Annotated in this window: 25 protein-coding genes and 1 pseudogene; 12 read left to right on the top strand and 14 right to left on the bottom strand. The window is 52.0% G+C overall.

The window, feature by feature from the left end; genetic code table 11:
* The 5 genes from G6041_RS11105 to G6041_RS11085 form a co-directional block, all read left to right on the top strand.
* Positions 1-1637 (top strand): DUF927 domain-containing protein (locus tag G6041_RS11105; protein WP_166491660.1); only part of this gene is annotated, 1637 nt, incomplete at its 5' end.
* Positions 1638-1916: 279 nt separating this feature from the next.
* Positions 1917-2189 carry an ogr/Delta-like zinc finger family protein gene (locus tag G6041_RS11100; protein WP_012125597.1) on the top strand — a complete coding sequence of 91 codons (273 nt, stop codon included), beginning with the start codon at positions 1917-1919 and terminating at the stop codon, positions 2187-2189.
* 638 nt (positions 2190-2827) lie between these two features.
* Positions 2828-4384 (top strand): HNH endonuclease, encoded by a 1557-nt coding sequence (locus G6041_RS11095; protein WP_076727234.1) that lies wholly within the window; start codon positions 2828-2830, stop codon positions 4382-4384.
* Positions 4385-5006: 622 nt separating this feature from the next.
* A complete protein-coding gene (locus tag G6041_RS11090) occupies positions 5007-6071 on the top strand; it encodes a ParA family protein (RefSeq protein WP_080515378.1) in 1065 nt (354 codons plus the stop codon).
* Positions 6072-6743: a HEPN domain-containing protein gene (locus G6041_RS11085; RefSeq protein ID WP_012125591.1), complete on the top strand. Its 672-nt coding sequence runs from the start codon at positions 6072-6074 to the stop codon at positions 6741-6743.
* Positions 6744-6915: 172 nt separating this feature from the next.
* On the opposite strand, the gene G6041_RS21575 is transcribed toward G6041_RS11085, so the two are convergent.
* Positions 6916-7080: a YlcI/YnfO family protein gene (locus G6041_RS21575; protein WP_094301155.1), complete on the bottom strand. Its 165-nt coding sequence runs from the start codon at positions 7078-7080 to the stop codon at positions 6916-6918.
* Positions 7081-7257: 177 nt separating this feature from the next.
* On the opposite strand from G6041_RS21575, the gene G6041_RS11080 reads away from it, so the two are divergent.
* Positions 7258-7827, top strand: coding sequence for a hypothetical protein (locus G6041_RS11080; protein WP_041460597.1), 570 nt, complete (start codon positions 7258-7260; stop codon positions 7825-7827).
* 79 nt (positions 7828-7906) lie between these two features.
* Here G6041_RS11080 and G6041_RS11075 read toward each other — a convergent pair whose 3' ends face one another.
* The 5 genes from G6041_RS11075 to G6041_RS11055 all read right to left on the bottom strand — a co-directional run bounded on the left by G6041_RS11075 (position 7907) and on the right by G6041_RS11055 (position 10887).
* Entirely contained in the window at positions 7907-8350 is a 444-nt protein-coding gene (locus G6041_RS11075) for a lysozyme inhibitor LprI family protein (protein WP_012125589.1), read from the bottom strand.
* Positions 8351-8493: 143 nt separating this feature from the next.
* Positions 8494-8937: a lysozyme inhibitor LprI family protein gene (locus G6041_RS11070; protein WP_012125588.1), complete on the bottom strand. Its 444-nt coding sequence runs from the start codon at positions 8935-8937 to the stop codon at positions 8494-8496.
* Positions 8938-9003: 66 nt separating this feature from the next.
* A complete protein-coding gene (locus tag G6041_RS11065; RefSeq protein ID WP_012125587.1) occupies positions 9004-9465 on the bottom strand; it encodes a lysozyme inhibitor LprI family protein in 462 nt (153 codons plus the stop codon).
* A gap of 43 nt (positions 9466-9508) precedes the next feature.
* On the bottom strand, positions 9509-9952 hold the full coding sequence (locus G6041_RS11060) for a lysozyme inhibitor LprI family protein (protein WP_012125586.1): 444 nt from the start codon (positions 9950-9952) through the stop codon (positions 9509-9511).
* Positions 9949-10887: a peptidoglycan-binding protein gene (locus tag G6041_RS11055; RefSeq protein ID WP_012125585.1), complete on the bottom strand. Its 939-nt coding sequence runs from the start codon at positions 10885-10887 to the stop codon at positions 9949-9951. The genes G6041_RS11060 and G6041_RS11055 overlap by 4 nt, the downstream gene beginning before the upstream one ends.
* A 244-nt stretch (positions 10888-11131) precedes the next feature.
* Between G6041_RS11055 and G6041_RS11050 the strand changes: the two are divergent.
* The 3 genes and pseudogenes from G6041_RS11050 (at position 11132) to G6041_RS11040 (ending at position 12186) form a co-directional block, all read left to right on the top strand.
* A pseudogene (locus tag G6041_RS11050) lies at positions 11132-11339 on the top strand (DUF1493 family protein).
* Positions 11332-11802 carry a putative T6SS immunity periplasmic lipoprotein gene (locus tag G6041_RS21430; protein ID WP_012125581.1) on the top strand — a complete coding sequence of 157 codons (471 nt, stop codon included), beginning with the start codon at positions 11332-11334 and terminating at the stop codon, positions 11800-11802. Before G6041_RS11050 ends, G6041_RS21430 begins: the two are co-directional and overlap by 8 nt.
* 102 nt (positions 11803-11904) lie before the next feature.
* Positions 11905-12186, top strand: a complete 282-nt coding sequence (locus G6041_RS11040; RefSeq protein WP_012125580.1) for a hypothetical protein — start codon at positions 11905-11907, stop codon at positions 12184-12186.
* A 10-nt stretch (positions 12187-12196) separates the two neighbouring features.
* On the opposite strand, the gene pepT is transcribed toward G6041_RS11040, so the two are convergent.
* Positions 12197-13426 carry a peptidase T gene (pepT, locus tag G6041_RS11035; RefSeq protein ID WP_041460596.1) on the bottom strand — a complete coding sequence of 410 codons (1230 nt, stop codon included), beginning with the start codon at positions 13424-13426 and terminating at the stop codon, positions 12197-12199.
* 117 nt (positions 13427-13543) lie between these two features.
* Here pepT and G6041_RS11030 point away from each other — a divergent pair, with 117 nt between their 5' ends.
* Positions 13544-15139 (top strand): ABC transporter substrate-binding protein, encoded by a 1596-nt coding sequence (locus G6041_RS11030; protein WP_012125578.1) that lies wholly within the window; start codon positions 13544-13546, stop codon positions 15137-15139.
* 210 nt (positions 15140-15349) lie between these two features.
* On the opposite strand, the gene pqqF is transcribed toward G6041_RS11030, so the two are convergent.
* The 7 genes from pqqF to G6041_RS10995 form a co-directional block, all read right to left on the bottom strand.
* A complete protein-coding gene (pqqF, locus tag G6041_RS11025; RefSeq protein ID WP_012125577.1) occupies positions 15350-17494 on the bottom strand; it encodes a pyrroloquinoline quinone biosynthesis protein PqqF in 2145 nt (714 codons plus the stop codon).
* Positions 17491-18627 (bottom strand): pyrroloquinoline quinone biosynthesis protein PqqE, encoded by a 1137-nt coding sequence (gene pqqE, locus G6041_RS11020; protein WP_012125576.1) that lies wholly within the window; start codon positions 18625-18627, stop codon positions 17491-17493. The genes pqqF and pqqE overlap by 4 nt, the downstream gene beginning before the upstream one ends.
* Positions 18620-18898, bottom strand: a complete 279-nt coding sequence (pqqD, locus tag G6041_RS11015) for a pyrroloquinoline quinone biosynthesis peptide chaperone PqqD (RefSeq protein WP_004387128.1) — start codon at positions 18896-18898, stop codon at positions 18620-18622. Before pqqD ends, pqqE begins: the two co-directional genes overlap by 8 nt.
* Positions 18898-19653, bottom strand: a complete 756-nt coding sequence (pqqC, locus tag G6041_RS11010) for a pyrroloquinoline-quinone synthase PqqC (RefSeq protein ID WP_012125575.1) — start codon at positions 19651-19653, stop codon at positions 18898-18900. Before pqqC ends, pqqD begins: the two co-directional genes overlap by 1 nt.
* Before the next feature lie 8 nt (positions 19654-19661).
* Positions 19662-20570 (bottom strand): pyrroloquinoline quinone biosynthesis protein PqqB, encoded by a 909-nt coding sequence (gene pqqB, locus G6041_RS11005; RefSeq protein WP_012125574.1) that lies wholly within the window; start codon positions 20568-20570, stop codon positions 19662-19664.
* A gap of 57 nt (positions 20571-20627) precedes the next feature.
* Complete coding sequence (gene pqqA, locus G6041_RS11000) at positions 20628-20705, bottom strand: pyrroloquinoline quinone precursor peptide PqqA (RefSeq protein WP_004387125.1); 78 nt, start codon at positions 20703-20705, stop codon at positions 20628-20630.
* A 111-nt stretch (positions 20706-20816) separates the two neighbouring features.
* On the bottom strand, positions 20817-21875 hold the full coding sequence (locus G6041_RS10995) for a dipeptidase (protein ID WP_012125573.1): 1059 nt from the start codon (positions 21873-21875) through the stop codon (positions 20817-20819).
* Positions 21876-22401: 526 nt separating this feature from the next.
* Between G6041_RS10995 and G6041_RS10990 the strand changes: the two genes are divergently transcribed.
* Together G6041_RS10990 and G6041_RS10985 are read left to right on the top strand one after the other, a co-directional pair.
* The gene (locus G6041_RS10990) at positions 22402-23205 is read left to right on the top strand and encodes a DUF3289 family protein (protein ID WP_012125571.1); all 804 of its coding nucleotides are present in this window, start codon (positions 22402-22404) and stop codon (positions 23203-23205) included.
* Positions 23198-23644 (top strand): DUF943 family protein, encoded by a 447-nt coding sequence (locus G6041_RS10985; protein WP_012125570.1) that lies wholly within the window; start codon positions 23198-23200, stop codon positions 23642-23644. Before G6041_RS10990 ends, G6041_RS10985 begins: the two co-directional genes overlap by 8 nt.
* Positions 23645-23690: the final 46 nt, after the last annotated feature.

Raw genomic sequence — 23690 nt, 5'->3', positions numbered from 1 at the left:
CGGAAATCCGCAACATCAAAATTTGCAGCCCCCTGCGTGTGACGGCCATTACCAGTGATGCTGACGGCAGTAATTATGGCCGCCTGCTGGAGTGGGAGGACACCAACGGCAACAGCCGCAAATGGGCTATGCCGATGGAGCTGCTTGGCGGAAGCGGGGAAGAGCTGCGTCGTGTGCTGCTGGTTAACGGGCTCTCCTATATCAACATCAACGGGATGGCGCGTGCGCATCTGATGGAATATATCTCGCTGTGTAAACCGGACAGAAAAGTGACCTGCGTGAACAAAACAGGCTGGCACGGTGGCGTCTATGTGCTTCAGGACGAAGTGATAGGCCGTGACGCGCAGTCTGTGATTTTACAGACCAGCAGCGTGCAGGGCCGTGACTTCCGGGTGAACGGCACCGCAGACGAATGGCGCGAACAGATAAGCCGCTACTGCGTGGGGAATGCGCGGGTGGCTTTTGCCGTCAGCCTGGCTTTTGCCGCACCGCTGCTGCAACTGGTCGGCATGAGCGGGGGCGGCTATCACCTCAAGGGCGAATCCACGGACGGCAAAACCACCACCATGAAAGTGGCTGCTTCCGTCTGTGGGGGAACCGACTTCTGGCATACGTGGCGCGCCACCGGTAATGCGCTGGAAGGCACGGCCAGCCGCCGCAACGACGCCACGCTGATGCTTGACGAAATCCGCGAGGTGGACGGGCGCGAAGCCGGTAACATCGCCTATATGCTGGCGAACGGGCAGGGCAAGGCCCGCGCCAGAACGGACGGTTCTGTACGGGAAACCAGCCGCTGGAACCTGCTGTTTCTGTCCACCGGGGAGCTGTCACTGGTTGAACACGCCGCAAATGCCGGAGAACGCACCTATGCCGGTGTTGAGGTCAGGATGATCCAGATCCCCAGCGATTCGGGCAGATACGGCGTGTTTGAGGAGCTGCACGGCTTCAGCGGCGGCAAGGCGCTGGCTGAGCACCTTGAACAGGCAGTGAAGCTGCATCACGGCGCGCCGTTCCGTGACTGGCTGCATCACCTGACGCAGGATTTACCGCAGGTGACCAGCGAGGCGAAAGCCATGCTGAAGGCGTTCACCCGCAGGCTGACGCCGCAGGATGCGGGGAATCAGGTCGGGCGTGCAGTCACGCGCTTTGCTCTGGTGGCAATGGCCGGGGAGCTTGCCACCCGCGCCGGTATCACCGGCTGGCCGGAGGGTGAGGCTTTCCGGGCCGCTGAGCGTTGTCTGGCTTCATGGATGGCTGACCGTGGCCATACAGCCAATCAGGAGGATAAGGCCGCACTGGAACAGGTGTGCGACTTCATGACCCGCAACCAGTTCAGCCGCTTTGCCGACTGGCATGACGAGCGCAACCGGCCTGTATCCATGATGGGGTTCCGTAAGGTGGAGAAGGGCGGTAATGACAGCGAGCCGGTAACCACCTTTTATGTGCTGCCGTCCGGCTGGAAGGAAATCTGCAGGGGTTTTGATGCCCGTAAGGTGGCGCGGCTGTGCGTAGCCGCCGGGTGGCTGGAGGCGGGCAGCGAAGGGCGTACACAGACCAACGTCCGCCTGCCAGAGATAGGGCTAAAGCGGGTGTATCAGTTTAACAGTCAGGTACTGGGGAGCGCGGACCCGGTTTAAATCGCGCGAGTCTTATTTATCTGAGGTAACACTGGTAACAGAGGTAACAGCCTGTGTTTATGCGGCGTGTGACCGTTACCAGTCAGAAAACATGAGTGGTAACACTGGTAACAGAAAACAGCCTGTTACCGCGTGTTACCACAGTAAATACCGCAGTGGTAACGGGATTTATCTTTTAATATCAAGGATGTTACCGGTGTTACCACTGTTACACGTCTCTGACAGAAAGCGCCATGTCCGGAGCCTTATTTCTGGCGGGCCTGTTTTTAAGGAATAACCATGCGGATAATGAAAATGACCTGCCCGGTATGTCTGGCAGACGCAAAAATACGCAAGACTAACCGCAAACATCCCCAGCTGGCTGATGTGTACTGCCAGTGCAGTAATATGGAATGCGGGCACTCCTTTGTAATGAATGTCTCGTTCTCACACACCATCAGCCCCAGCGCGCTGAGCGGCCAGGGGCGGGTAAAGGAGCTGATTGACTCACTGGGAGAGCATGACCGCAAAAAGGCGCTGGCGTTGTTACAGGAGGCCGAAGAAAAGCATTAACAGTAACTGCCGGGCGTTCTGACGAACATGCCCGGCACCCTGTTTTCGGTGTCTGTGTTTTTCAGTTTCATCCTGAAAAAATCCTTTTATTATCAATCGCATGTAAAATTTTCTTTGCTTGAAAATCCTGTCAGTAGGTCACAAAAAGTTAAATTTAAACTGTAAAATCAGTGAGTTACTTCTATGCCGCACAGTTACGGAAAGGCATTAAAGTGAAAAACAGTGAAATTTCTTTCAACTTTTTCAGTCTGCTTTCTGGCTCGCCAGCCCGGCAGTGGCGCGGGCTGGCGATACCGACTGTAAAAACTCAAAACTGAAAAAATTTTGTGATCCAGAACCCGCAGGCGGGTGCGGTGTAGTGCCGTTTTTGTCTGCAAACGTTTTATTTTGTGGGCCTACGGCTGCGCCAGCGCAACGAGGCGGGCGGGATCTGTTTCATGGGTGGCGGCGCCTGGTTTACGTGATGTGGCGCTGTAGTGCAATTTTTGCCGAAAAAATTTTTATCAGGGTTGCTTAAGAATCTAATACGTCTGATCACATTTCTTATAACCATATTCTTGCAACGGTCTTAGCTTAAATGTCATGATTCTAAGGGTGATGCTCATCAATCGAGGCGGAGTTAACCTTAAGGGCAATATATGGCGAGTAAAGCAAATTTAGTAAACTTGGATGCAATGATTAAGCGTGCAGACTTTGCAACAGAGACTGATGATGAAACTACTTTTGATACAATTAATAGTATATCGGTCAGAGATTTGAATGATTTTACGGCTATATTAAGAAAGCCAGACTTTCAGCGAGAGACAAATCACTGGTCACCTAATCAAGTCGTTTCAATGCTTGAAAGCTATGTTAACGGTGATTTAATACCAGCAGTAATTCTATGGAAAAGTTCATATATATTTGTTATTGACGGCGGGCACCGTCTGAGTGTTTTGAAGGCTTGGATCGAAGATGACTATGGTGATGGGCCATTATCTTTGAAATATTTTGGCTCGGAGATTTCAAAGGAGCAAAGGAGTATTGCCGATAAAACTCGGAAACTCATTAACGAGCGCGTGGGCAGTTGGAGCCATTTTAAGCAAAGGCTTCAGGATGAAGATATATCATCCATAGAAAGAAATAAAATCACAAATATATTAACTAGAGGGCTGACAATTCAGTGGGTTAAAGGTAACGCTGATAAAGCCGAAAGCTCTTTCTTTAATATTAATATGCAAGGAACTGCACTGGATGAGGTTGAAGAGCTCCTTTTGAAAAATAGGCATAAACCAACATCTATTTCGGCGCGTGCTGTGATTCGTGCGGGAAAAGGTCATAGGTATTGGTCTGCTTTTAATCAGGAATACTCTGATAAAATAGAAAGTGCTGCTAAAAAACTACACTCAATATTATTTGACCCAGATTTAAATACTCCGGTGAAGACGCTAGATTTACCACTTGGCGGCGCACGAGGCGTGAGGGTTGCAATTCAGTTACTTATTGATTTTATTCTTATTGCCAATAGAGATCAACAAGGTAATCCAAAATCTTTAGATAAGCAGGACGATGACGATTCCGGACTAACAACGATCCAGTCGCTTAATAACGCAATAAAATTGGCTGAAGTTATTACAGGCAACGGTGATGGGAGTTTAGGGTTACATCCTGCGGTTTATTTTTATGGCCCAACAGGTAGACATACCAGTCCAATGTTTTTAGGAACATCTGCATTAATTGCTGAAAAACTTAAAAACAATGACAGGGTTTTTTTCAAAAAATTTACCAATATAAGGTCTAGATTAGAGTCGATTTTGGTTAAAGATAAAGAATTGATTTCTTTGATTATTCAAAAGAACAGCCATAGGTCCAGAGATGTTAAATATAAGGAATTTTTGAACGATTTAATTAAAAGGTTAGAAGACGAGCAAGATCTTTCGGAAACCGAATTAATTCAATTAGCTGGGTTGCAGGGGAAAATAGTTGCAGGCGATATTGCATCAAAAGCGAAGAAATTCACTGATGATCAAAAAAGCATGATATTTATTAATACTGCGTTACAATCTGCTATAAAATGCCCTATTTGCAACGGATATTTGGACACTACAAAATCAGTGTCATATGATCATATTATCAGGGTTAGGGAAGGTGGGGTAGGGTCTTATAATAATGGTCAGTTAACCCATCCATATTGCAATCAAGCTATTAAGAACTAAAGTTTATAAAAAGATATGAATTTTTTTGAAGTATATTAAGGTTGTATTTGATAGTGTCATGCCGCTGAAGGCATGACACTTTTTATAGGTGGCATTAAAAGATAAAACAGATCTAATAACTCGTAGAAACACAAGGTGGGGGCATCTTTGGGGGCATTTTTATGTATTGAAACTTAGATTATTCAAAAATCAATAACTTATGTTATTGTTGTGTTCCTATTATCACCACTAACCCTACTAACCCTACTAACCTTAGTAGTTTTAATAATTACTCTCTTTAATGTATTTTCATGTAAGGTTTGTCCGAGATTTTAATAAAAGGTTTGTGTTCTACTGAATTCTTATATAACAGTAAAATTCATACCATAGCGGTTTTTTATCTTTAAATCGTAATTTTCAACAATATATATTATTGAATATCTTTTCCATATTTGAGATTTAATTTTTTACATTTGTATTGCTCTATCGTTTAGCCAATTTAAAAAAAATGCATTATTTAATAATTTAATAATTTAATAATTTAATAATTTAATAATTTAATAATTTAAATGAAAATTTCTTATTTATAAGAAATATATTTAATCTTAAAATTTAGACCTCCACAATCTTAAAGGAATGTATTATGAAACAAATTGCTATCTTCAATCATAAAGGAGGAGTGTCCAAAACAACAATGACATTCCACTTGGCTTGGATGTTAGCCTCTCTAGGTAAGCGAACTATGGTAGTTGATTGCGATCCTCAATGTAATCTTACCGGCGTATTTTTGGGAGAGGTAGATGCAGAAGATTATCCTTTTGAGAGCGCTTCACTTCAAAAGCCAAAAAATATACGCGATGCTGTACGGCCTGCTTTTGAATCTCGACCTTATATAATAGAAGCTACTGAACTTTATGAATCTCCTGCCCAAAATGGACTGTACTTATTACCGGGGCATGTTGGTTTGGCCGAGTATGAAAGCCAACTTGCAGTATCTCATGAATTAAGCAATTCTCTGTCAGCTTTACAAAATATTCCTGGAGCGCTTCATCATGCAATAAAAAAAACAGGTGAAGCTAACCATATTGATTTTGCTTTAGTTGACATGAGTCCCAGCCTAGGAGCCATCAATCAGAATCTGTTCATGACAAGTGATGCTTTTATTATTCCTATGGCACCAGACCTTTTTTCTTCTATGGCATTACGATCTTTATCAAGAACATTACCAAAATGGGCAGAATGGGGACGAAAAGCAGCAAGTAATGCCACTCTTAAATCAGCTGATTATCCTTTTCCTGATTTAACACCTAAATATTTAGGATCATCGGTTCAGAATTTTAGGAAAAGGGCCAGAGGGAACGAGGAAGCGAAGCCAACTCAAGCTTTCCAAAGATGGTTTGACAGGCTTGCAGAGACACGTAATACAGAGCTACTTGATGCACTTAAATCTGTTCATATGTTACTTAATAACAAAGATTATGATGATGCGGGCGCACCATTGAAAGATTTTATCATGGAAATCGGATCATTAGATGGATTAATTGCAACAGCACAAGAATTAGCAAAACCAGTATTCGCTATCAACCTTCAGGCTGACACTGATTTTAGAGGTAATGTGGCGGATACATACCGAGCTAAAATTGAAGATGTGCGTCAAGGTTTTGAAGCTGGTGCTCGAAAAATAATTGCTTTAACGGACAAATTCTAAATGTCTAGATTCGATAATGCCATGATAACGTTTCAGCATGCAATGGCACGTGCTAAAGAAATGATAAGTTTATATGATGCATTGTGTGCGTTACGAAAAACGCAGCCTGAAAATGATGATGCACTTAGATCAGCTTATTTTCAAATTGTTAGCTCTTTCGACTTTTTTGCACATGAAATTGCTGCCATAGAGGCAAGATATCGCTTTGAGAATGGAATAAGAACTAGAAATATCATACTCCCCATGGAGATTATGACCATTCAGGATAAAAATGATAGAATAAATGCTGCAGAATTAAGTATTAGAAATACAAATTCATTCAAAGCCTTTGTTGATCCTGGAAAACTTGCAGAGATGCTTGCTTGTTATTGTAAGGAACCGTGGAAGAAAATATGTGAAGAAATGAATGCAGGAAAAGAGTTGTCTGAGCAGAAGACAATGCAGGAACTAAAGGGAAATCTTAAAAGCATTTGGAAACGTCGGAATAGAATAGCACATGAAGCTGATGTAGATCCGACTCTTGCTGGAGTATCGCTTTGGCCTATCTATAAAGAAGACACCGAATTCACGATGGCTTTTATTAAGGATGTCGCCAATCAGTTACCTAAAGTTATTGCAGTTGAACTTCCTGAAGAAGCGGAAGATAAACAAAGTGAAGAGGGCGAACAATAATATTAAATACAAGGCATTGAAGCTGCCTTGAATTGATTTGGTTCTTGATGGCTTCAATGATTCTTATTGTAAAAATCACACTTGAATATTCTTTAATTTATATAGATTTAATAACATAGTCTCTCAGGCAATACGGGTGTTCAGTCCGGTAAAGGATATTTATAAATAGATATTAATTATCTATGCATATACTTGAAATTTCTCTGTTAAAACATTTAAATACAAATTGTCCGATACTCTCGCCTTCTTTTCGCACCTTTTGCATTCTCCGGACAACCTCATGTGGTACGCGAGTGGCGAGAATTTGAGACTTTCCATGAATCGCTTTGGTGGTCATTCTGGTCATCCTCTGATTTGAACGCTTTGTCTTTAATAACACACTTTTCAAGATTGCAGTGTTGAACACATTACGAGTAATGTTTGCCTTATCTGAGCCTACCGCTCAATAAGCGAGACCCGAAAGTGCGCCAACACTTCCGGGCCTCTGACCACAAACGTTATACGGAGTAACGCTATGGCTAACGTCAATAGTAACACACCCGCACGCCCTGAAAATGAGGGCCATAATCTCAATCTGAACGCTCCCGCCACCCCGATGCCGCCGTCGGCGCATTCCAGAATGTTGAGCCTGCATACGCTGTGCGAAGGGCCGATCACGGCGGAAATGGATTTCTTCCCGCTCGCCACGCTGTGTGAAGAAACAGTCAGCGAACTGATTGAGTGTAAGGACGCGACGCTGTTTCTGGCGCTGGCCGGGAGACTGGCGCTGATGCTGGAATCCCTCGCGGCCGCGCTCGACAGACCGGTGCCGGCGCATCTGTTTGCTTCACTGACGGCCGACACGCTCCCTTCAGAGGTGCCGTTCTGCATCGGCAGCGACGCGCAGATGCTGAGCCACTACTGTAAGGCACTGAACATGGCGTTGATAAGCCGCGCGCACCCGCCGGAAATAGCGGAAACGCTCACAGGGCTGCTGTTTGATCTCGTGAATCATCTGGTGGAATTTGTGAGAGCGCCCTGTTTTGTGCGCACTGAGGAGGGCTATGAAGACTGGGCCGGGCAGCACGTCATGTCGCTGAACTGACAATAAGGCCGGGGGTTCCCGGCCTTTTTTATCTGGCGCGCCAGTACAAGGCAATAATCAGAAAGAGATTAAACACCTTTTATTCCAGGCTCGTTATGTGAAGCATCTGTATTTCTTTTATACGCTGTCTGTTCATATTGATATTACAGGCCGTGGCGGCATTCCCCAGGTAGTGCGTGCTCGCTGCTTCTGCCACTGCAACGCCGCAATAATCATCACGATATTTAAGCCATTCGGCCTGGCTTTTTTTGAATAATTCAATCATCCGTTTTTTGCGGTCTTCATCGCCCATCCACCATTTGGTGTAATCAAAGTTCTCCATCTCCTTAAGCTTGTCCGCATAAGCCTTATTGAGCGCCCCGGTGGATTTATCATCAATGTCACCTAAGCATTCGCTGTTCTCGTCGCCATATTGATCTTCGCAGGCTTTTACTTCATCGTTTCGCGTTACGTTTGCTGTCTCAGCCGCCAGCGAAGCGTGGCTGACCAGCAACACAGAAATGATAAAAACGATTTTTTTCATTACAGTAAATCCCTTACTTTTCGTCTTGAGCCTGAACCCTGTATACCGCCATTCTACTGCGCGTAGCCGCCTTTAACCGACGTCTCTTTAAGATAAAAATCTGTCGCCCTGCCAGAGGTGTTAGCACGGGTAACCAGGGGTCTTCACCTGGTCGTCTCAACCACGATTAACTGTATCTCTTTAATGCGCCGCTTGTTCATATTGATGTTACAGCCTACCGATGCCGCGCCAATAAAATGCGTTTCCTGCTCGCCGATAGTCGCTACCTCGCAGTAACTATCCCGGTAGGTCAGCCAGTCACGCTGGCTTTTGCGAAAGGCCTCAATCATCCTTTTTTTACGGTCTTCATCGCCCATCCACCATTTGGTGTAATCAACACGCTCCAGCGATTTAAGCTTCGTCTCATACGCCTGTTTGAGTTCGGCTTCGGTTTTATCGTTGAGATCTTCCAGACACTCGCTGCTGAATTCGTAATACTTATCTAAGCACTGGTCGACGGCGTTATCCGCGTTAATATCTTTCTGATCGGCAGCCATTAAGTTATGGCTGATCAAAAGCGTGGAAACGAGAAAGACGATTTTTCTCATTGCGGTAATTCCTTTACTTTTATCCTTTATCTCCGCGTTACATGCAATCTGTAGAGGGCATAACTATCAGGGTGTTAGCCCGTACAGACTTTCAATCTCATGCTGCCGTGCATGATTCATGTCGATAACACACTGAGTCTCAATGTCGTATTGCGTGGGTGCCCATTCCCCTACAAGAGAAGCGCGCGCCGCACAGAATGCCTCTCTGGATTGCAGCCAGAGCGCCTGTGAGCGCGCAAACCTTTCCCGGAAGACGGCGCTCATCGTCACGCCTCCAAAATCGTTTAATTTGAAGGGAACGTCATAATTTTTATCAATCGCTTTATAGAGCCGTTCAATGGTTTTACTAAGCGCCTCATCCGAACGTTCTCTCGCCTGCGCTTTGCATTCTGACTGGCTTTTTCCGTCTTCTGCATATTCCGGCAGAGAAAAGCAGGGAGCGAGTTCTTTACCAAACTGAAAAGAAACGGCCAGTGCGGCAGCGGGAATAAAAGGCACCGCGATGAGAAGTGCCGTTATTAACTTCATCTCTTTATCAGGCTCCGTTGGGTTAGCGTTCCGGCATAATTCTTCACCGTTTCATCTCAACCACTGTCAACTGTATCTCTTTGATGCGCCGTTTGTTCATATTGATGTTACAGCCTACCGACGCCGCACCGAGAAAGTGAGTACCCTGGGCTGCGGTAGTCGCTACGTCGCAGTAACCGTCCCGGTAGGTCAGCCAGTCACGCTGGCTTTTGCGAAAGGCCTCAATCATCCTTTTTTTACGATCTTCATCGCCCATCCACCATTTGGTGTAATCAACACGCTCCAGCGATTTAAGCTTCGTCTCATACGCCTTTTTGAGTTCGGCTTCGGTTTTATCGTTGAGATCTTCCAGACACTCGCTGCTGAACTCGTAATACTTATCTAAGCACTGGTCGACGGCGTTATCAGAAGTAATGTCTTTTTCATCTGCCGCCAGCGAAGCGGTAGCTATCATTAACAACGGGATTATTGCCATGATCCTCTTCATTTTTGCAGATTCCTTATTCTTATTTGTGTTCTTTGCGCGTCGCGTCTTGAGCTTACGTCATTTCGAAGATAAGTAATAATTTCATTCCTGCTACCGCCTTTCGCTATAATTGCCACCATCTCATTTGCGGTAACATTACCCTGAAAAATGGTGTCGATAAATGTATCTCTAATCACGGTATCAATGCGGCTCCAGGGTAACGCATTCGGTATATTTAAATGACGGGCATGTCGGTCATAAACCCCCTTAGCATATATGACCTTTTCCTGATACGCGATTTCAAATAACCGAATTTGTTGCTGATGAGTAATCTCGCCTACCAGAGGCCCATAAAATTGAACAAACATCTCCGCTTCTCGTCCGGTAAGATAAGCGGCTTTAGAGCAAATGACAGCCTTATATTCCTCAATATCTGCGTGTCGCAGCGTAGCGATTATTTCGCCGGCGCTGCGCTTCTTCATATCAAACCCCCGCCCAAGCGTTACACCAGACTCAAACCTGGGATGGTGGAGTATCCTCGAAAATTGCAGCAGATGTTTCGGTTGTCTGAAAGGCGCAACGGCGGTGATGTAATCCACGCCTTCACTGTCAAACGTCGTCTGGCCTTGCCGGACAATAAGGGGCCCTGCGACATGCCGTGGCCGCCAGCGGGGCGTCGTGGCTTCATGCAGGGCGTGCATAAACCAGTAATCAACCGGATGAATCAGCCCGGATGGTTTCATATTCAGTAAGCGCTGATACCAGTAAATAGCTTCCTGCGTTTGCAAATCACAGCGTCCATTTATGGTAATGTATCGCCCCGTCGTTTGACTGTAACCCGCATCGGCGATGAGTTTTTGTAGTATTTTAACTTCATCCGGATTATTCGTTCCACAGAAGCCAACCGAACCTGTGAGTCTGAATACCCTCGGGTTGGGGTAATGACGTTTTGGCATATTTTTCTCCCTGCCTGCCTGACAATCCGTTATTCCCGGGATGGTAGGCGGCGGGAGTAAATATAAATATGATTCCTGTCATTCTTTAAAAGGGTATTATACCGTTCAGCATTCAATGCTAATGCTATTAGTCGATGCTGTTAATGGAATTGGTTATACATCTTATGAATGCTTTTTATATTTTCATTTTGCTGCGGGTTATTTGTTTAATAAATATTATGGCGCCTCTGTAAGGTGAATGTTGATGAAAAAAGAAGAGGCCGAACAGGCCGTTCTTGACTGGTACAGAGAAACATGGAACGGGAAACCTTTTATTTCAGGAAAACCCTGGACGCTGGATCCCGATCGTTTTGCTTCCTGCCTTAATGCGCATAAAGCACGTTGCGCCAGCGCCATTAACGCTGCGTATGCTTGTTGAATCCGCAAAGGCGGGCCACTGGCTTTATGAGTAATCAACGGGCTGCAACTGATAAAGCCGGTGTCTTCCGGCCTTTGTATGTGGTGCAGGTCAGAAAAAATCATTTACGGAAGAAAGCGCTCATGACCCGAAGAGGCCTGTTTATATCGGTATTGTTCTTTATGCTGGCAGGCTGTGTCACGTTGCCGCCAAGAGATAAGGCCAGCGTGACAGCGGTCAGGGGAAATATCTGCATCCGCTTGCCGGCACAACAGGGCGAAAGGCTCGACTGGATGGAAATCATGGAAAGCGCCAGGCCATCCAGCACTATTATTCATTATGACGTTGCTCACCCGGTTTGGATTGCCGCCGGGGAGTGTTTACCCGTTAAAGGGTTTCACTTCGTTGCAGGAAAATCTTACTCGGTGCTGATTGCGACCGTTATCAACGCGAAAGAGGCGCGTCAGTACGAATCAAGATTTACAATGGGGCAAGGGCTGGCTGTCATTCAGGAATAATCGAACATGTAGGCGCTATATAACACGTTGAAACAACGTGACGGCAAACCGCAGCGGCCTGGCATAGTATAAAACCCATTAAGTTTTGGATGGCCTGCAACAGTGATCAGTAAATACGAAGCCTTGCGCATCGCAAAAGCCTGTGCGAAACAGTATCGCTTAATCTGGAATGAGAAAAACCTGACGGTAACGAAAGGCCGGCTTGATGAAACGCCCTGTTTTATTGTGTCGACGCTTGACGACGGTATGGCAGAAACCGGCGCCTGGATGGATTTTGTCTTTTCTACGCCGGTGCGGTTTTATATCGATGCGTTAAACGGCACGTTTTTGGGGTATGAAGCAGGCAACCGCGGCGTGAACCGGGTCAGGCCTGCGTCATCTTAATTATTTGAAGTTACCCCGCCGCCAGCAAACAGATCTTCAGCGCCACGTTATACGACGCCTCAAACGATTTCACCGGCAGAAACTCAAAGCGCGAATGGAAGTTATGCGCGCCGGTAAAGAAGTTCGGCGTTAACAGGCCTTTGGCGGAGAGCGCCGCGCCGTCAGTGCCGCCGCGCATCGGAATGGTTTTTGGCGCAATGTCGAGCGCCTCCAGCGCCTGGTAAATCAGGTCAATCGGGCGGCGGTCGTCGCCAATCGCATTGCTGATATTGCTGTAAACGTCGCTGATGGCGATTTCCACTTTCGCGGTCGGGTGCGCGGCGGCGATTTTTTCCGCCACGTCATGCAGCTGCTGTTTACGGCGCTCAAAGGCCTTAAGGTCGAAATCGCGAATGCTGGCGTTCAGCGTCGCGCTGTTCTGGCTCGCCTGCATTCCGTTAAACCACACATAGCCTTCGCGCCCGGCGGTATGCTCCGGCGTCTCCTGGCGGTCGAAGTGGCTGATAAAATCGGTCGCCATCAGCAGCGGGTTCACCAGCACGCCTTTCGAGGCCATCGGGTGCGCCGTCACGCCGGTAAAGCGGATCTCCGCCTGCGCCGCGTTAAAGTTCTCATACACCACTTCGCCCAGCTCGCAGCAGTCGATGGTATAAGCGAAATCCACGTCAAAGCGCGCGAGATCCAGCGCCTTCGCGCCGCGCAGGCCAATCTCTTCATCCGGCACAAACGCCACCACGATATCGCCGTGGCGCATCTCAGGCGTCAGGTTCTCCAGCAGCGTCATCACCACCGTCACCGCCGCTTTGTTATCCGCGCCGAGCACGCTGGTGCCGTCGCTGAAAATAATCTCTTCGTTCGGGTAAGCGGTTATCTCCGGGTGCTCCGCCACGCGCAGCCAGATATCTTCTCTGGCGTTCAGGCAGAGATCTTCACCGGTAAACGTGAGGATCTGTGGATGAATCTCCGGTGACAATCCGACGTCCACAGTGTCGATATGCGTTATAAAACCGATGCGCGGCGCGCCCGGCACCGTGCCCTTTTTCACGGCGGTGACGGTCGCGTGTTCATCAATAACAACGTGCGTGAGACCCAGTGTTTGCAGCTCATCGGCGAGGGCGCGGGCCATCTCGTGCTGGCCCGGCGTGCTGGGCAGCGTGGTGGCGGACGCATCACTCTGGCTGGTGATTGCCAGGTAGCGAAAAAAGCGGCGGGTTAATTGACTGCCGAGCGATGATGGCATGGTGGATCCTTCTTTATTTGTGTTATCAGGTGTTTGCGTTGTGATTTTAATGTTATTGATGAAGTGACGAAGAGTCAGGCTCCTTTGGCACGAAATAAAAAACATAAAGGAATTACGATGATTAGCAAGCACACGATTCACGCGCTGGCGCTCGCCGCCCTCACTACCAGCGCCGCGGCAGGCGCGAGCACGCTGGTGTATTGCTCTGAGGGCTCGCCGGAGAACTTCAACCCGCAATTGTATACCTCCGGCACCAGCGTCGATGCCAGCGCCGTGCCGGTCTACAACCGCCTGGTGGATTTTAAAACCGGCACCACCGAACTCGTGCCGAGCCTGGCGGAGCGCTGGGAGGTCAGCGACGACGGTAAAACGTACACCTTCCATCTGCGCAAGGGCGTGAAATTCCAGAGCAACAAATATTTCAAACCGACGCGCGATTTCAACGCCGACGACGTCATCTTCTCGTTTATGCGCCAGAAGGATCCGAAACACCCGTATCACAACGTCTCGAACGGCAACTATTCCAACTTTGAAAGCCTGGAGTTCGGCAAGCTCATCACGGCTATCGATAAAGTGGATGACCACACCGTGCGCTTTACGCTGGCCCACCCGGAGGCGCCGTTCGTGGCGGATCTCGGCTGGTATTTCGCCTCAATTCTGTCGGCGGAATATGCCGACGCGATGCTGAAAGCCGGCACGCCGGAGCGCGTGGACATGGATCCGATCGGCACCGGGCCGTTTAAGCTCGCGCAGTACCAGAAAGATTCACGCATTTTGTTTACGGCGTTTGACCAGTACTGGCAGGGCAAAGCGAAGCTCGACCGGCTGGTGTTCAGCATCACCCCGGACGCCTCGGTGCGCTACGCCAAACTTGAGAAAAACGAGTGCCAGGTGATGCCGTTCCCCAACCCGGCGGATCTGCCGCGCATGAAGCAAAACCCGGATCTCACGCTGATGAGCAAATCGGGGCTGAATACCGGCTTCCTCGCGTTCAACACCCAGAAACCGCCGCTTGATAACGTCAAAGTGCGCCAGGCGCTGGCGATGGCCATCAACAAGCCCGCGATTATCGACGCCGTTTTCCAGGGGACCGGCACGGCCGCGAAAAACCTCCTGCCGCCGGGCGTCTGGAGCGCGGATCAGGGGCTTAAAGATTACGACTACGCGCCGGAGCAGGCCAAAGCGCTGCTGAAAGCGGCGGGGATGCCGGATGGCTTTAGCATCGATCTCTGGGCGATGCCGGTGCAGCGGCCCTATAACCCGAACGCCAAACGTATGGCGGAGATGATCCAGGCCGACTGGGCGAAAATTGGCGTGAAGGCGCACATCGTCACCTATGAGTGGGGCGAATATTTAAAACGCGTGAAAGGCGGCGAGCATCAGGCGGCGCTGATGGGCTGGACGACCGCGACCGGCGATCCGGATAACTTCTTCGGCCCGCTCTTTACCTGCCAGTCCGCCAACGGCGGCTCGAACTCCGCGAAGTGGTGCTATGCGCCGTTTGATAAGCTCATCAGCGAGGCGAAAGCCACCAGCGATCGGCCGAAGCGTGAATCGCTCTATCGTGAGGCGCAGCAGATGATGCACGATCAGATGCCCGCCGTGATGATCGCCCACTCGACGATCTTCGAGCCGGTACGCAAAAACGTCACCGGTTATGAAGTCGATCCGTTCGGCAAACATATTTTTTATCAGGTGGATCTTAAGAAATAAGCCTGCGAAACCGCCTCTGCGGAGGCGGTTTTATCACGGCGACGGGCGGGAGAGGTTACGCGAAAATGCCACATTCGCCACCGACTGCACTTTCCAGGCATTCCCTTCTTTGACCATGCAATCAATCACCATGTGATCCTGTTTTTCACCAAACGCGATATAGACCTGCTCGCAGGCCGCATCGACATCGCTGGCGACGGCGGCGATTTATCACTCCCCGCCTTCCCCCGTCACACAGCCCACCCACGCTTTTTGTGTAACGGCGCGCCACGTCTCACCCTGGCGTTCGAAAAACGCGGTGGTTTCATTTAACAGCGCATCCGGGGAAAGATGCGGCGACTGCAACAGCGCCAGCAGCCCTTCGTAGCCCGCGCAGGTGTGCCACTGGCACTGCGCCACGTAACCGATATTATTCTCCACCCGCATATGCTGGAAAAACGGCGCGTGAAGCGCAGTGACGGCCTCGCGCTGCGAGGCCACAAGCGGCACGAAAAGGAGCAGGGCGCTGTCGGTGCCGTTCGCGGGCAGGGTAAAACGGTGCGGCGCGGGCAGCGGGCGCGGCGGCGTCGGGGCGACGATCGGGAAGGGGAAATCGGTTAAGCGGCGCGCGAGCACGTCGCGCAGCAGCGGGCCGCCGCCCTCAAGCGTGGCCTGCCACGCCTGTGCGCTGGTGTCGCCTGCCGCCTTCAGCAGCTCGCGGGGAAGCTGCGCCAGCAACCGCCGTACCGCGATGGCCTGAGCTTCCTGCGCCTGCGCGCGCGCCGCCAGCCGTTCGGCTTCCGCGCCGTAGCGGTCATCCGGCTCCCAGAGGTATGTCATCATCTCGGTCGCCAGCATCATCAGCAGCGCCTCATCGCCGCAAAGCGTGATGCGCCAGCGCCCTTCAACAAGGCCTGTGCGCAGCGCGCCGCCGCTCAGGCGCGCCCGGTCGCACAGCGGGCGCAGGCGCGCGAGCAGCTCCATGCCGCGACGATCGCTGACCCGCGTGCCCGGCGCGGGCTCAAGCGTCAGCGTGATGCGCTCCGCCTCTGGCCGCCATGCCAGCGGCGCGCTGTCGCCCGGCAGCGCCACGGAAAGCGGCGGTGGAAAATGCGGCGCGGGCGTAAACGCCGTCACAGGCGGTGCGTCACCCGGCGCATACGGGAAATCGCCTGTGGTGAGCGTTAGCGCCTGTGTCGTCACCGTCGCGCCGTGTACTTCAGGAGAGAGCCACAGGCGCGTCGGGCGCTGGGCCAGGAGTGCCGCCAGCAGCGGGCGCAGCGCGTTACCCTTCACCGGCGGCAGGCCGAACGCGCGGGCGCGCAGATGGTCCATCGGCGCGAGCGCATTAACGTCTTCGTCGGCGAGGCGCAGCAGCGGCGAAAGCGCGTCCTCCGGCAGCGCGGCAAGCGCCGCTATCCACTGGCGTAACTGCGCCTCCACGTGCGCCGGATTCACGGCGTCACGGGTCAGCGCGAAAGAAAACCGCAGCCAGAGCGTGTCGTCATCCAGCGCATCGGCCTCAAGTGCGGCGTCATCGGCGAGCGTCTGCGCGCGCAGCGCGGCCATCAGTCCGCCGGGCGCTTCGCTGTGCAGGCACTGCTCCAGCAGGCGCAGGGCCGGTCGCACGTCAGCAGGCAGCAAAAAGCTCAGTTCCAGTTGCGCAAAGCCCGGCTGCGCCAGCGCGCCCGATTCACCCGTGCGGGCATTGATGGCGAGCGGTGCGGCCCCCCCCGGCCGGATGCGCGCGGCGGCCTCGCAGGCAAGCTTCTCCAGCGTCTCCAGCGGTTGCGGGCCGCAGAGCCACAGGTGCAGGTTCCCGGCGTGATAGTGCTGATGATGAAAGGCTGTCAGTGCCGCGCGCAGCCGCGCCGGATCTTCGCCGAAGGCTCTCTTATTGCCGATGCGCAACCGCGTGAGACGCGCATCGCCCGCCATTAACGCCAGCAGCGCCGCCTCGCGCCGGGTGGCGGCGTCCTGCGCCAGCAGCCGGTATTCGGCGTCAATCACCTGCGCCTCCTGCATCAGCGCCGCTGGCGTAAAGCGGGGCGCGGCGAGCATATCGGTCAGGCGCGAAAGCCCGGGCGCCAGCGCCTGCGCAGGCACTTCAAAGAAAAACGCGGTCTGGCACAGCCGGGTGGAGGCGTTAAGCCGCCCGCCCTGATCCGGCACCCAGCGCATCAGGCGCTCGTCATCGCGGTAGCCCTCGCTTTCGCGAAATAGCATATGCTCCAGCAGATGCGCCAGCCCCGGCCAGTCGTCCGGCTCGTGCAGGCTGCCCGCGTTGACGCGCCACAGCGCCGCGGCCTGCGTGGCCTGCGGCTGGTGGATAAGCGTGAGCGTGATGCCGCTAGCCAGCCTGCGCGTTTGGATCATTGCGGCGTTTTGAAAATGAGTTGTGAGTTGGCGCGGTTGCGAAACCGCAGATCGCCAATGTCCATCTGCGTGCTATTGGCCGCCTCGCGCGCGGCGAGGATCGTGCCGTGGTGCGGCGATTTACTGCACACCGGGTCGGCGTTGGCCGCATCGCCGGTCAGCATAAATGCCTGGCAGCGGCAGCCGCCGAAATCCTGCTCTTTTTCCGGGCAGGAGCGGCACGGCTCTGGCATCCAGTCGTTGCCGCGGTAACGGTTAAAGCCGAACGACTCATACCAGATATGCGACAGCGACTGCTCCAGCACCGACGGGAATTTCACCGGCAACTGGCGCGCGCTGTGACACGGCAGCGCGGTGCCCTCCGGCGTGACGGAGAGGAAAATCGCGCCCCAGCCGCCCATGCAGCCTTTCGGGCGCTCTTCGTAATAGTCCGGCGTCACAAACAGCAGGTTAGCGAGATTGCCGGTGTCGGCCATCTTCTCGCGGTAGTGTTTCACCACCTCCTCGGCGCGCGCGATCTGCTCGCGGGTCGGCAGCAGCCCTTCGCGGTTCAGGTGCGCCCAGCCGTAAAACTGACAGGTGGCGAGCTCCACGTCGTCCGCGTCCAGCTGGATGGCGAGCTCGATAATGCGGTCGATCTGGTCGATGTTGTGGCGGTGCAGCACGAAATTCAGCACCATCGGGTAACCGAGCGCTTTTACGGCTTTCGCCATCGCGAGCTTCTGGTGGAACGCTTTCTCGTTGCCCGCCAGCGCCGCGTTCAGCGTCTCGTCGCTCGCCTGGAAGCTTATCTGGATATGATCCAGCCCGGCGTCGGCGAAGGTCTGGAGCTTTTTCTCAGTAAGCCCGATGCCGGATGTGATCAGATTGGTGTAAAAGCCCATGCCGCGCGCGGCAGCGATAAGCTCCGGCAGATCTTTACGCACCAGCGGCTCGCCGCCGGAAAACCCGAGCTGCACCGCGCCCATGGCACGCGCCTGGCGAAAGACGTCAATCCACTGCTCTGTCGTCAGCTCATTCTCCTGCGCGGCGAAATCGAGCGGGTTTGAGCAATACGGGCACTGCAGCGGGCAGCGGTAGGTCAGCTCCGCCAGCAGCCACAGCGGCGGGTTTACGGGTTTCGCGTCACTCACGGAAAATCACCCATTTTTGTTGATACGCGAGGCCCAGAAAGCCCAGCACATCGTCGGTCAGCGGGGCGGCTTCCGGGAAGCGCGCTTCCAGCGTGTCGATTATCGCGCCCGCGGTCTGCTGGCCGTCCACCAGTTGCAGAATGGCGGCGGCGCTCTCGTTCAGCTTCGCCATGCCTTCCGGGTAGAGGATCACATGCGTGTTCTGCGCCTCTTCCCATTGCAGGCGGTAGCCGCGGCGAAATTGCGGAATATGATGGCGTTCAGGCTGCATCAGACCAGTCTCCGTTTGTGCCACACCGCCTCGCGGGTGACGGTGTGATAAGGCGCTCTGTCCAGCGTATAGGCCATGGTCATGGCGTCGAGCATGCTCCAGAGGATGTCGAGCTTAAACTGCAAAATCTCCAGCATTCGCTGCTGGCGCTCCATCGTGTTGCAGTATTCGAGTGCGAGCGAAAGCCCGTGCTCGACGTCGCGGCGCGCCTGGTTTAAGCGGCTGCGGAAGTAGTCATAGCCTTCCGCTTCAATCCAGGTGTAGTGCTGCGGCCAGCTGTCGAGGCGCGCCTGGTGGATTTGCGGGGCGAACAGCTCGGTCAGCGAACTGCACGCGGCCTCTTCCCAGCAGGCGCGGCGGGCGAAGTTGACATAGGCGTCCACCGCGAAGCGCACGCCCGGCAGCACGCGCTCTTCAGAGAGCAGCGATTCGCGCGACAGCCCGACCGCCTCGCCAAGACGCAGCCAGGCTTCAATGCCGCCTTCGCTGCCGTCATAGCCGTCGTGGTCGAGAATGCGCTGCACCCACTGGCGGCGCACTTCCGGATGCGGACAGTTCGCCATAATGGCGGCGTCCTTGATGGGAATGCTGGTCTGGTAATAGAACCGGTTCGCCACCCAGCCCTGGATCTGCTCGCGGGTCGCCTCGCCGTTATGCATGGCGATGTGATAAGGGTGGTGAATGTGATAGAACGCGCCTTTCGCGCGCAGCGCCGCTTCGAACTCGTCGGGCGTCAGCAGTCGTTGCTCGGTCATAAAGCCTCTTATAGCGCGATTACCATCCCGTCGTGGCTCACCTCAATGCCCAGCTGGTGCAGGGACTGGCGCTCCGGGGACGCCTCGTTGAGGATCGGGTTGGTATTATTAATATGAATGAGAATCTTGCGCTCCGCGGGCAGGCGCGCCAGTAAGGCCGCCAGACCCTGTTCTTCCGACAGCGCCAGATGGCCCATCGCTTTGCCGGTGTTATGGCCAACGCCGGTGGCGGCAAGCTCGTTGTCGCGCCACAGCGTGCCGTCAATCAGCAACACGTCGGCGCGCTCAAGCCACGGCAGAATGGCGTCGTCCGGCTCGCCGAGGCCCGGCGCGTAGAGCAGGCTTTTCCCGCCTTCTTCTTCGATAAACAGCGCGACGTTATGGCCCGGTAGCGGGCGATCGCGGTACGGCGAGTAGGGCGGCGCGTTGCTCAGCAGCGGAATGGCGGTGAAATGCACGCCAGGACAGACCCGCACCTGAAAGCGCGACAGCGGCGCAATCGGGTGATGAATCAGCCCGCCGTTCCAGTGGGAGAGCATCGGGAAGACCGGAAAACCGGTGCAGAGATCGTCATGCACTTCCGGCGTGCACCAGACATGGTGCGGGCAGCCTTCACGTAAATTGAGTAATCCCGCGCTGTGATCTATCTGGCTGTCGGTGAGAATAATCGCGCCGATGCCGGTGCCGCGCAGCACCCCGGGATTATGCAATTCGGGTGAAGCGAGAAGCTGGTGGCAAATGTCGGGCGAGACGTTGCACAGCACCCAGTTTTTCCCGTCATCGCTGACGGCGATGGAAGACTGGGTACGCGCGGACGTTTTCATCGTGCCGTTACGCACGCCCTGGCAATTGGCGCAGTTGCAGTTCCACTGAGGGAAACCGCCGCCCGCCGCAGAGCCGAGAACTTTGATTTGCATGTGCAGAACCGGAAAGGAAAAGAGAAAAGGTGCCCGCGAAGCCGCGGGCACAGGCGATTAACGGTTGGAAATGTACAGGGTCACTTCCAGACCCAGGCGCAGGTCAACAAACGCAGGTTTAGTCCACTTGGTCATAGTCTTACTCCTCATCTAACGGGTGATTTTTTACCACCCTGGTGAAACCGATTACCGGCGCGCTTATGTTGCGTAAATGTGATCGAGATCGCAACTTAAATGCTTATCCATTTATTGCGATTCTCCCCAGGCGAGCCTGAGCACGCGCAACCAGTTGCGCCAGGCAAGCTTTTCCAGCAGCGGCGCGTCGAAACCTGCCGCTGCCAGCGCCTGCATCAGACGCGGTAAACCGGTGACGTCGCCCATCGCATCCGGCAGGCTGATGCCGTCGAAATCCGATCCGAACGCCACGCGGTCTTCACCCAGTTTAGTAATCAGATACTCAACGTGCGTAACAATTTCGGATAAGGGCGTATCGCCGTTGCGCTGCCCGTCGGCGCGCAGAAAGGCGGTGCCGAAGTTCACGCCGACCAGACCGTCGCTCGCGTTAATGGCCGCGAGTTGCTCATCGGTAAGGTTGCGCGGCTGCGCGCAGAGCGCGTGGGCGTTGGAGTGGGTCGCCACCAGCGGCCCGCCGCCGATGGCCGCGGTATCGAAAAACGCCTTCTGATTCATATGCGAGACATCCACCAGCACATGCCGCTCGCGGCAGGCGCGGATGAGCGCTTTACCGGCAGGCGTTAACCCGGCGCCGGTATCGGGCGAGCCAGGAAACGGCCCGCTGACCCCTTCGCCAAAAATGTTCGGCGTGTTCCAGAACGGCCCAATGCTGCGCACGCCCTGGGCGAGCAGGGCGTCGAACGGCTCCAGTTGGGCGTCGATCGCCTGCGCGCCTTCGATATGCAGCACCAGCGCCACCACGTCATCCGCCATGCACTGCTCGATATCCGCCACCGTCCGGCAGACGCGCATTTTCCCGCTGGAGGCCTGCGCCATCGCGTGAAACAGCCCAATCTGCGCCTGCGTGATGGCGAGCGGATCGTGCATCGTTTCGGCATCCGCCAGCGGCAGATTACGCATCTGCGCGACATACTCCGGCGGCGGCACAAACACCGCGAACAGCCCACCGGCAAAGCCGCCCTGGCGCATCCGCGGATAATCCAGATGGCCGCCTTCCAGGCCGCTGAACACCGCCCCGACAGGCTCGGCCTCCGCGCGTAGCCACAGGCGCAGCAGCAGATCGTTATGGCCGTCAAACACGGGTGGGAAAGAAGAGTGAAGGGCGTGCATCGGCGCTCCGAAGTAAAAAAACGGTTAACTTATTGTGGCATGGGTGAGGGGCGACTGCTTAAACGTGGGTGCGGTTTGGGGAGAGGGGGCGTTGAGATTGTTTTTATTTCAACATCTGTAAGCGACGTAGGCCTTTCGCGGATCTGCTGTATCTTTTCGTCTGAGGTTTGTAAGTAAATATCATCATCTATGCGGTATTCAGTGTTGCCGCTTCGGGTTTATCCTGAGGGGTTAATATATTAATTGCAAATGATAATTAGCACTTTATGACCTAAATGAATGATCTTGGCAGTGGTAATGCAAATGATCCCACTATCTTTATTGGTTTTCTTTTGTTTTATGGCGGAAGGCGGCGAGTTGAAGACATTCATAACAGCAGGCTATTCTAAAAAAGAAATATATCATTGGGGATTTTGCAGAAGATAATTTTTTTGCGGTTCGTCATGTTTCAACGAAAATGGTTTGAGCCGCTTAATAAAAGCGTATAATGATATTTCACCCAATGGATATATAAGGATGTGATTCAATGAGTGGACTCGCGCAGCCGTTAACTGTTTTTACAAGTCAAAAGCCTTTTAACGATCGCAACGCTGATGATATGAAGTATGGCGATCTGGATGAGAAAACGCTTAAGGAGCGTTTTAAACTGTATCAGGTGTCACCCTTTATTGATTATTGTACCTATCGTTCTCCCTATGATCACCCGGCGCTGCGCCGCCTTGCGCCTTATACGAAAGAAAGAGTGATTGAAATGCTTTTTAATGATATGAAAACGCAGTCCAAAGCTTTCTCTTTTGTCGGCACATATAAAGGCCTTATCGCCAGATTAATTGACCATATGCATTACAAAGATGGTGCGGATTATTATGATTTGCAGATGAATGAAGCATATAGAAAAGTTATAACCCAGGATAAAAGTAATACAAGTGCAGTAGGTACTATCAAATATATTCTTGATAGACATAATTTTGATAAGTATGTGTTAACGAAAGATCATTTTACAAAACCTTTTACGAGTGTGCACTTGCCTAAATTTGTTGGTTGGCAGTCATGCATTAACGGTTTGGGAATTTCCATACATGATGTTAATAGTACACAAATTTCTATTGACTCGCTGGTTCTGAATAATAAAAAATACATTGCTGTTATTCGTTTTAAAGGTCAGGATCATTTTGGGCTTGATACTGATGATATCAGTAAAGTACAATTTAATGCCTTTACTTTCTTTAGAATCTGGTTTGTCTTGCAGAGGTTCAATAAATTCGGCTTTAAACCATTTTTTACAAATTTTGAAGCTAAAATAACCATTGCAGGTGAATATAATGTTTAAGCAAATCCTTTTTGCTTTGTTGTTAATATGTTTTACATGGTTTTGCTGGGGTTTTCTTGCGCCAACAGAAATAATTAGGGTGGCTGATGGTAAAGTATATATTAATCATCCGCCGCTCACAGATCGGGGTAAGATTGACTGGTGGAATAAAAACAAAGATAACCTGCAAGAAAAATATCATTTAATCGATAACCCCGAAGACTTTACAATCACCATCATGTATTTCGGAGGGTATGTCGCGGCACCGACAGGCAGTAACGATGGCACTATAGACGATTATAATTGTTTCGATGATATTAAAAGTGATGAAAATTGTATTTATAATGATGTCGTGATGAGGGTTGGAGGAGATTATAGTAAGAAAGTTTTCTTTGGTCTGGATGGAAAACTTTACAGACAAACCCCCGACGGTAAACTCACGCTACTTGAAACTCATTAAATGTTGAGCCTCTGCGCATTAGTGGCGCAGAGGCATTATCTGTGTG

This window comes from Cronobacter sp. HA18003 (genome assembly GCF_011605905.1).
Lineage (GTDB): Bacteria > Pseudomonadota > Gammaproteobacteria > Enterobacterales > Enterobacteriaceae > Cronobacter > Cronobacter sakazakii.
The sequence above is the reverse complement of the archived record's forward strand: the minus strand, read 5'-3'. Positions and strand labels throughout refer to the sequence as shown.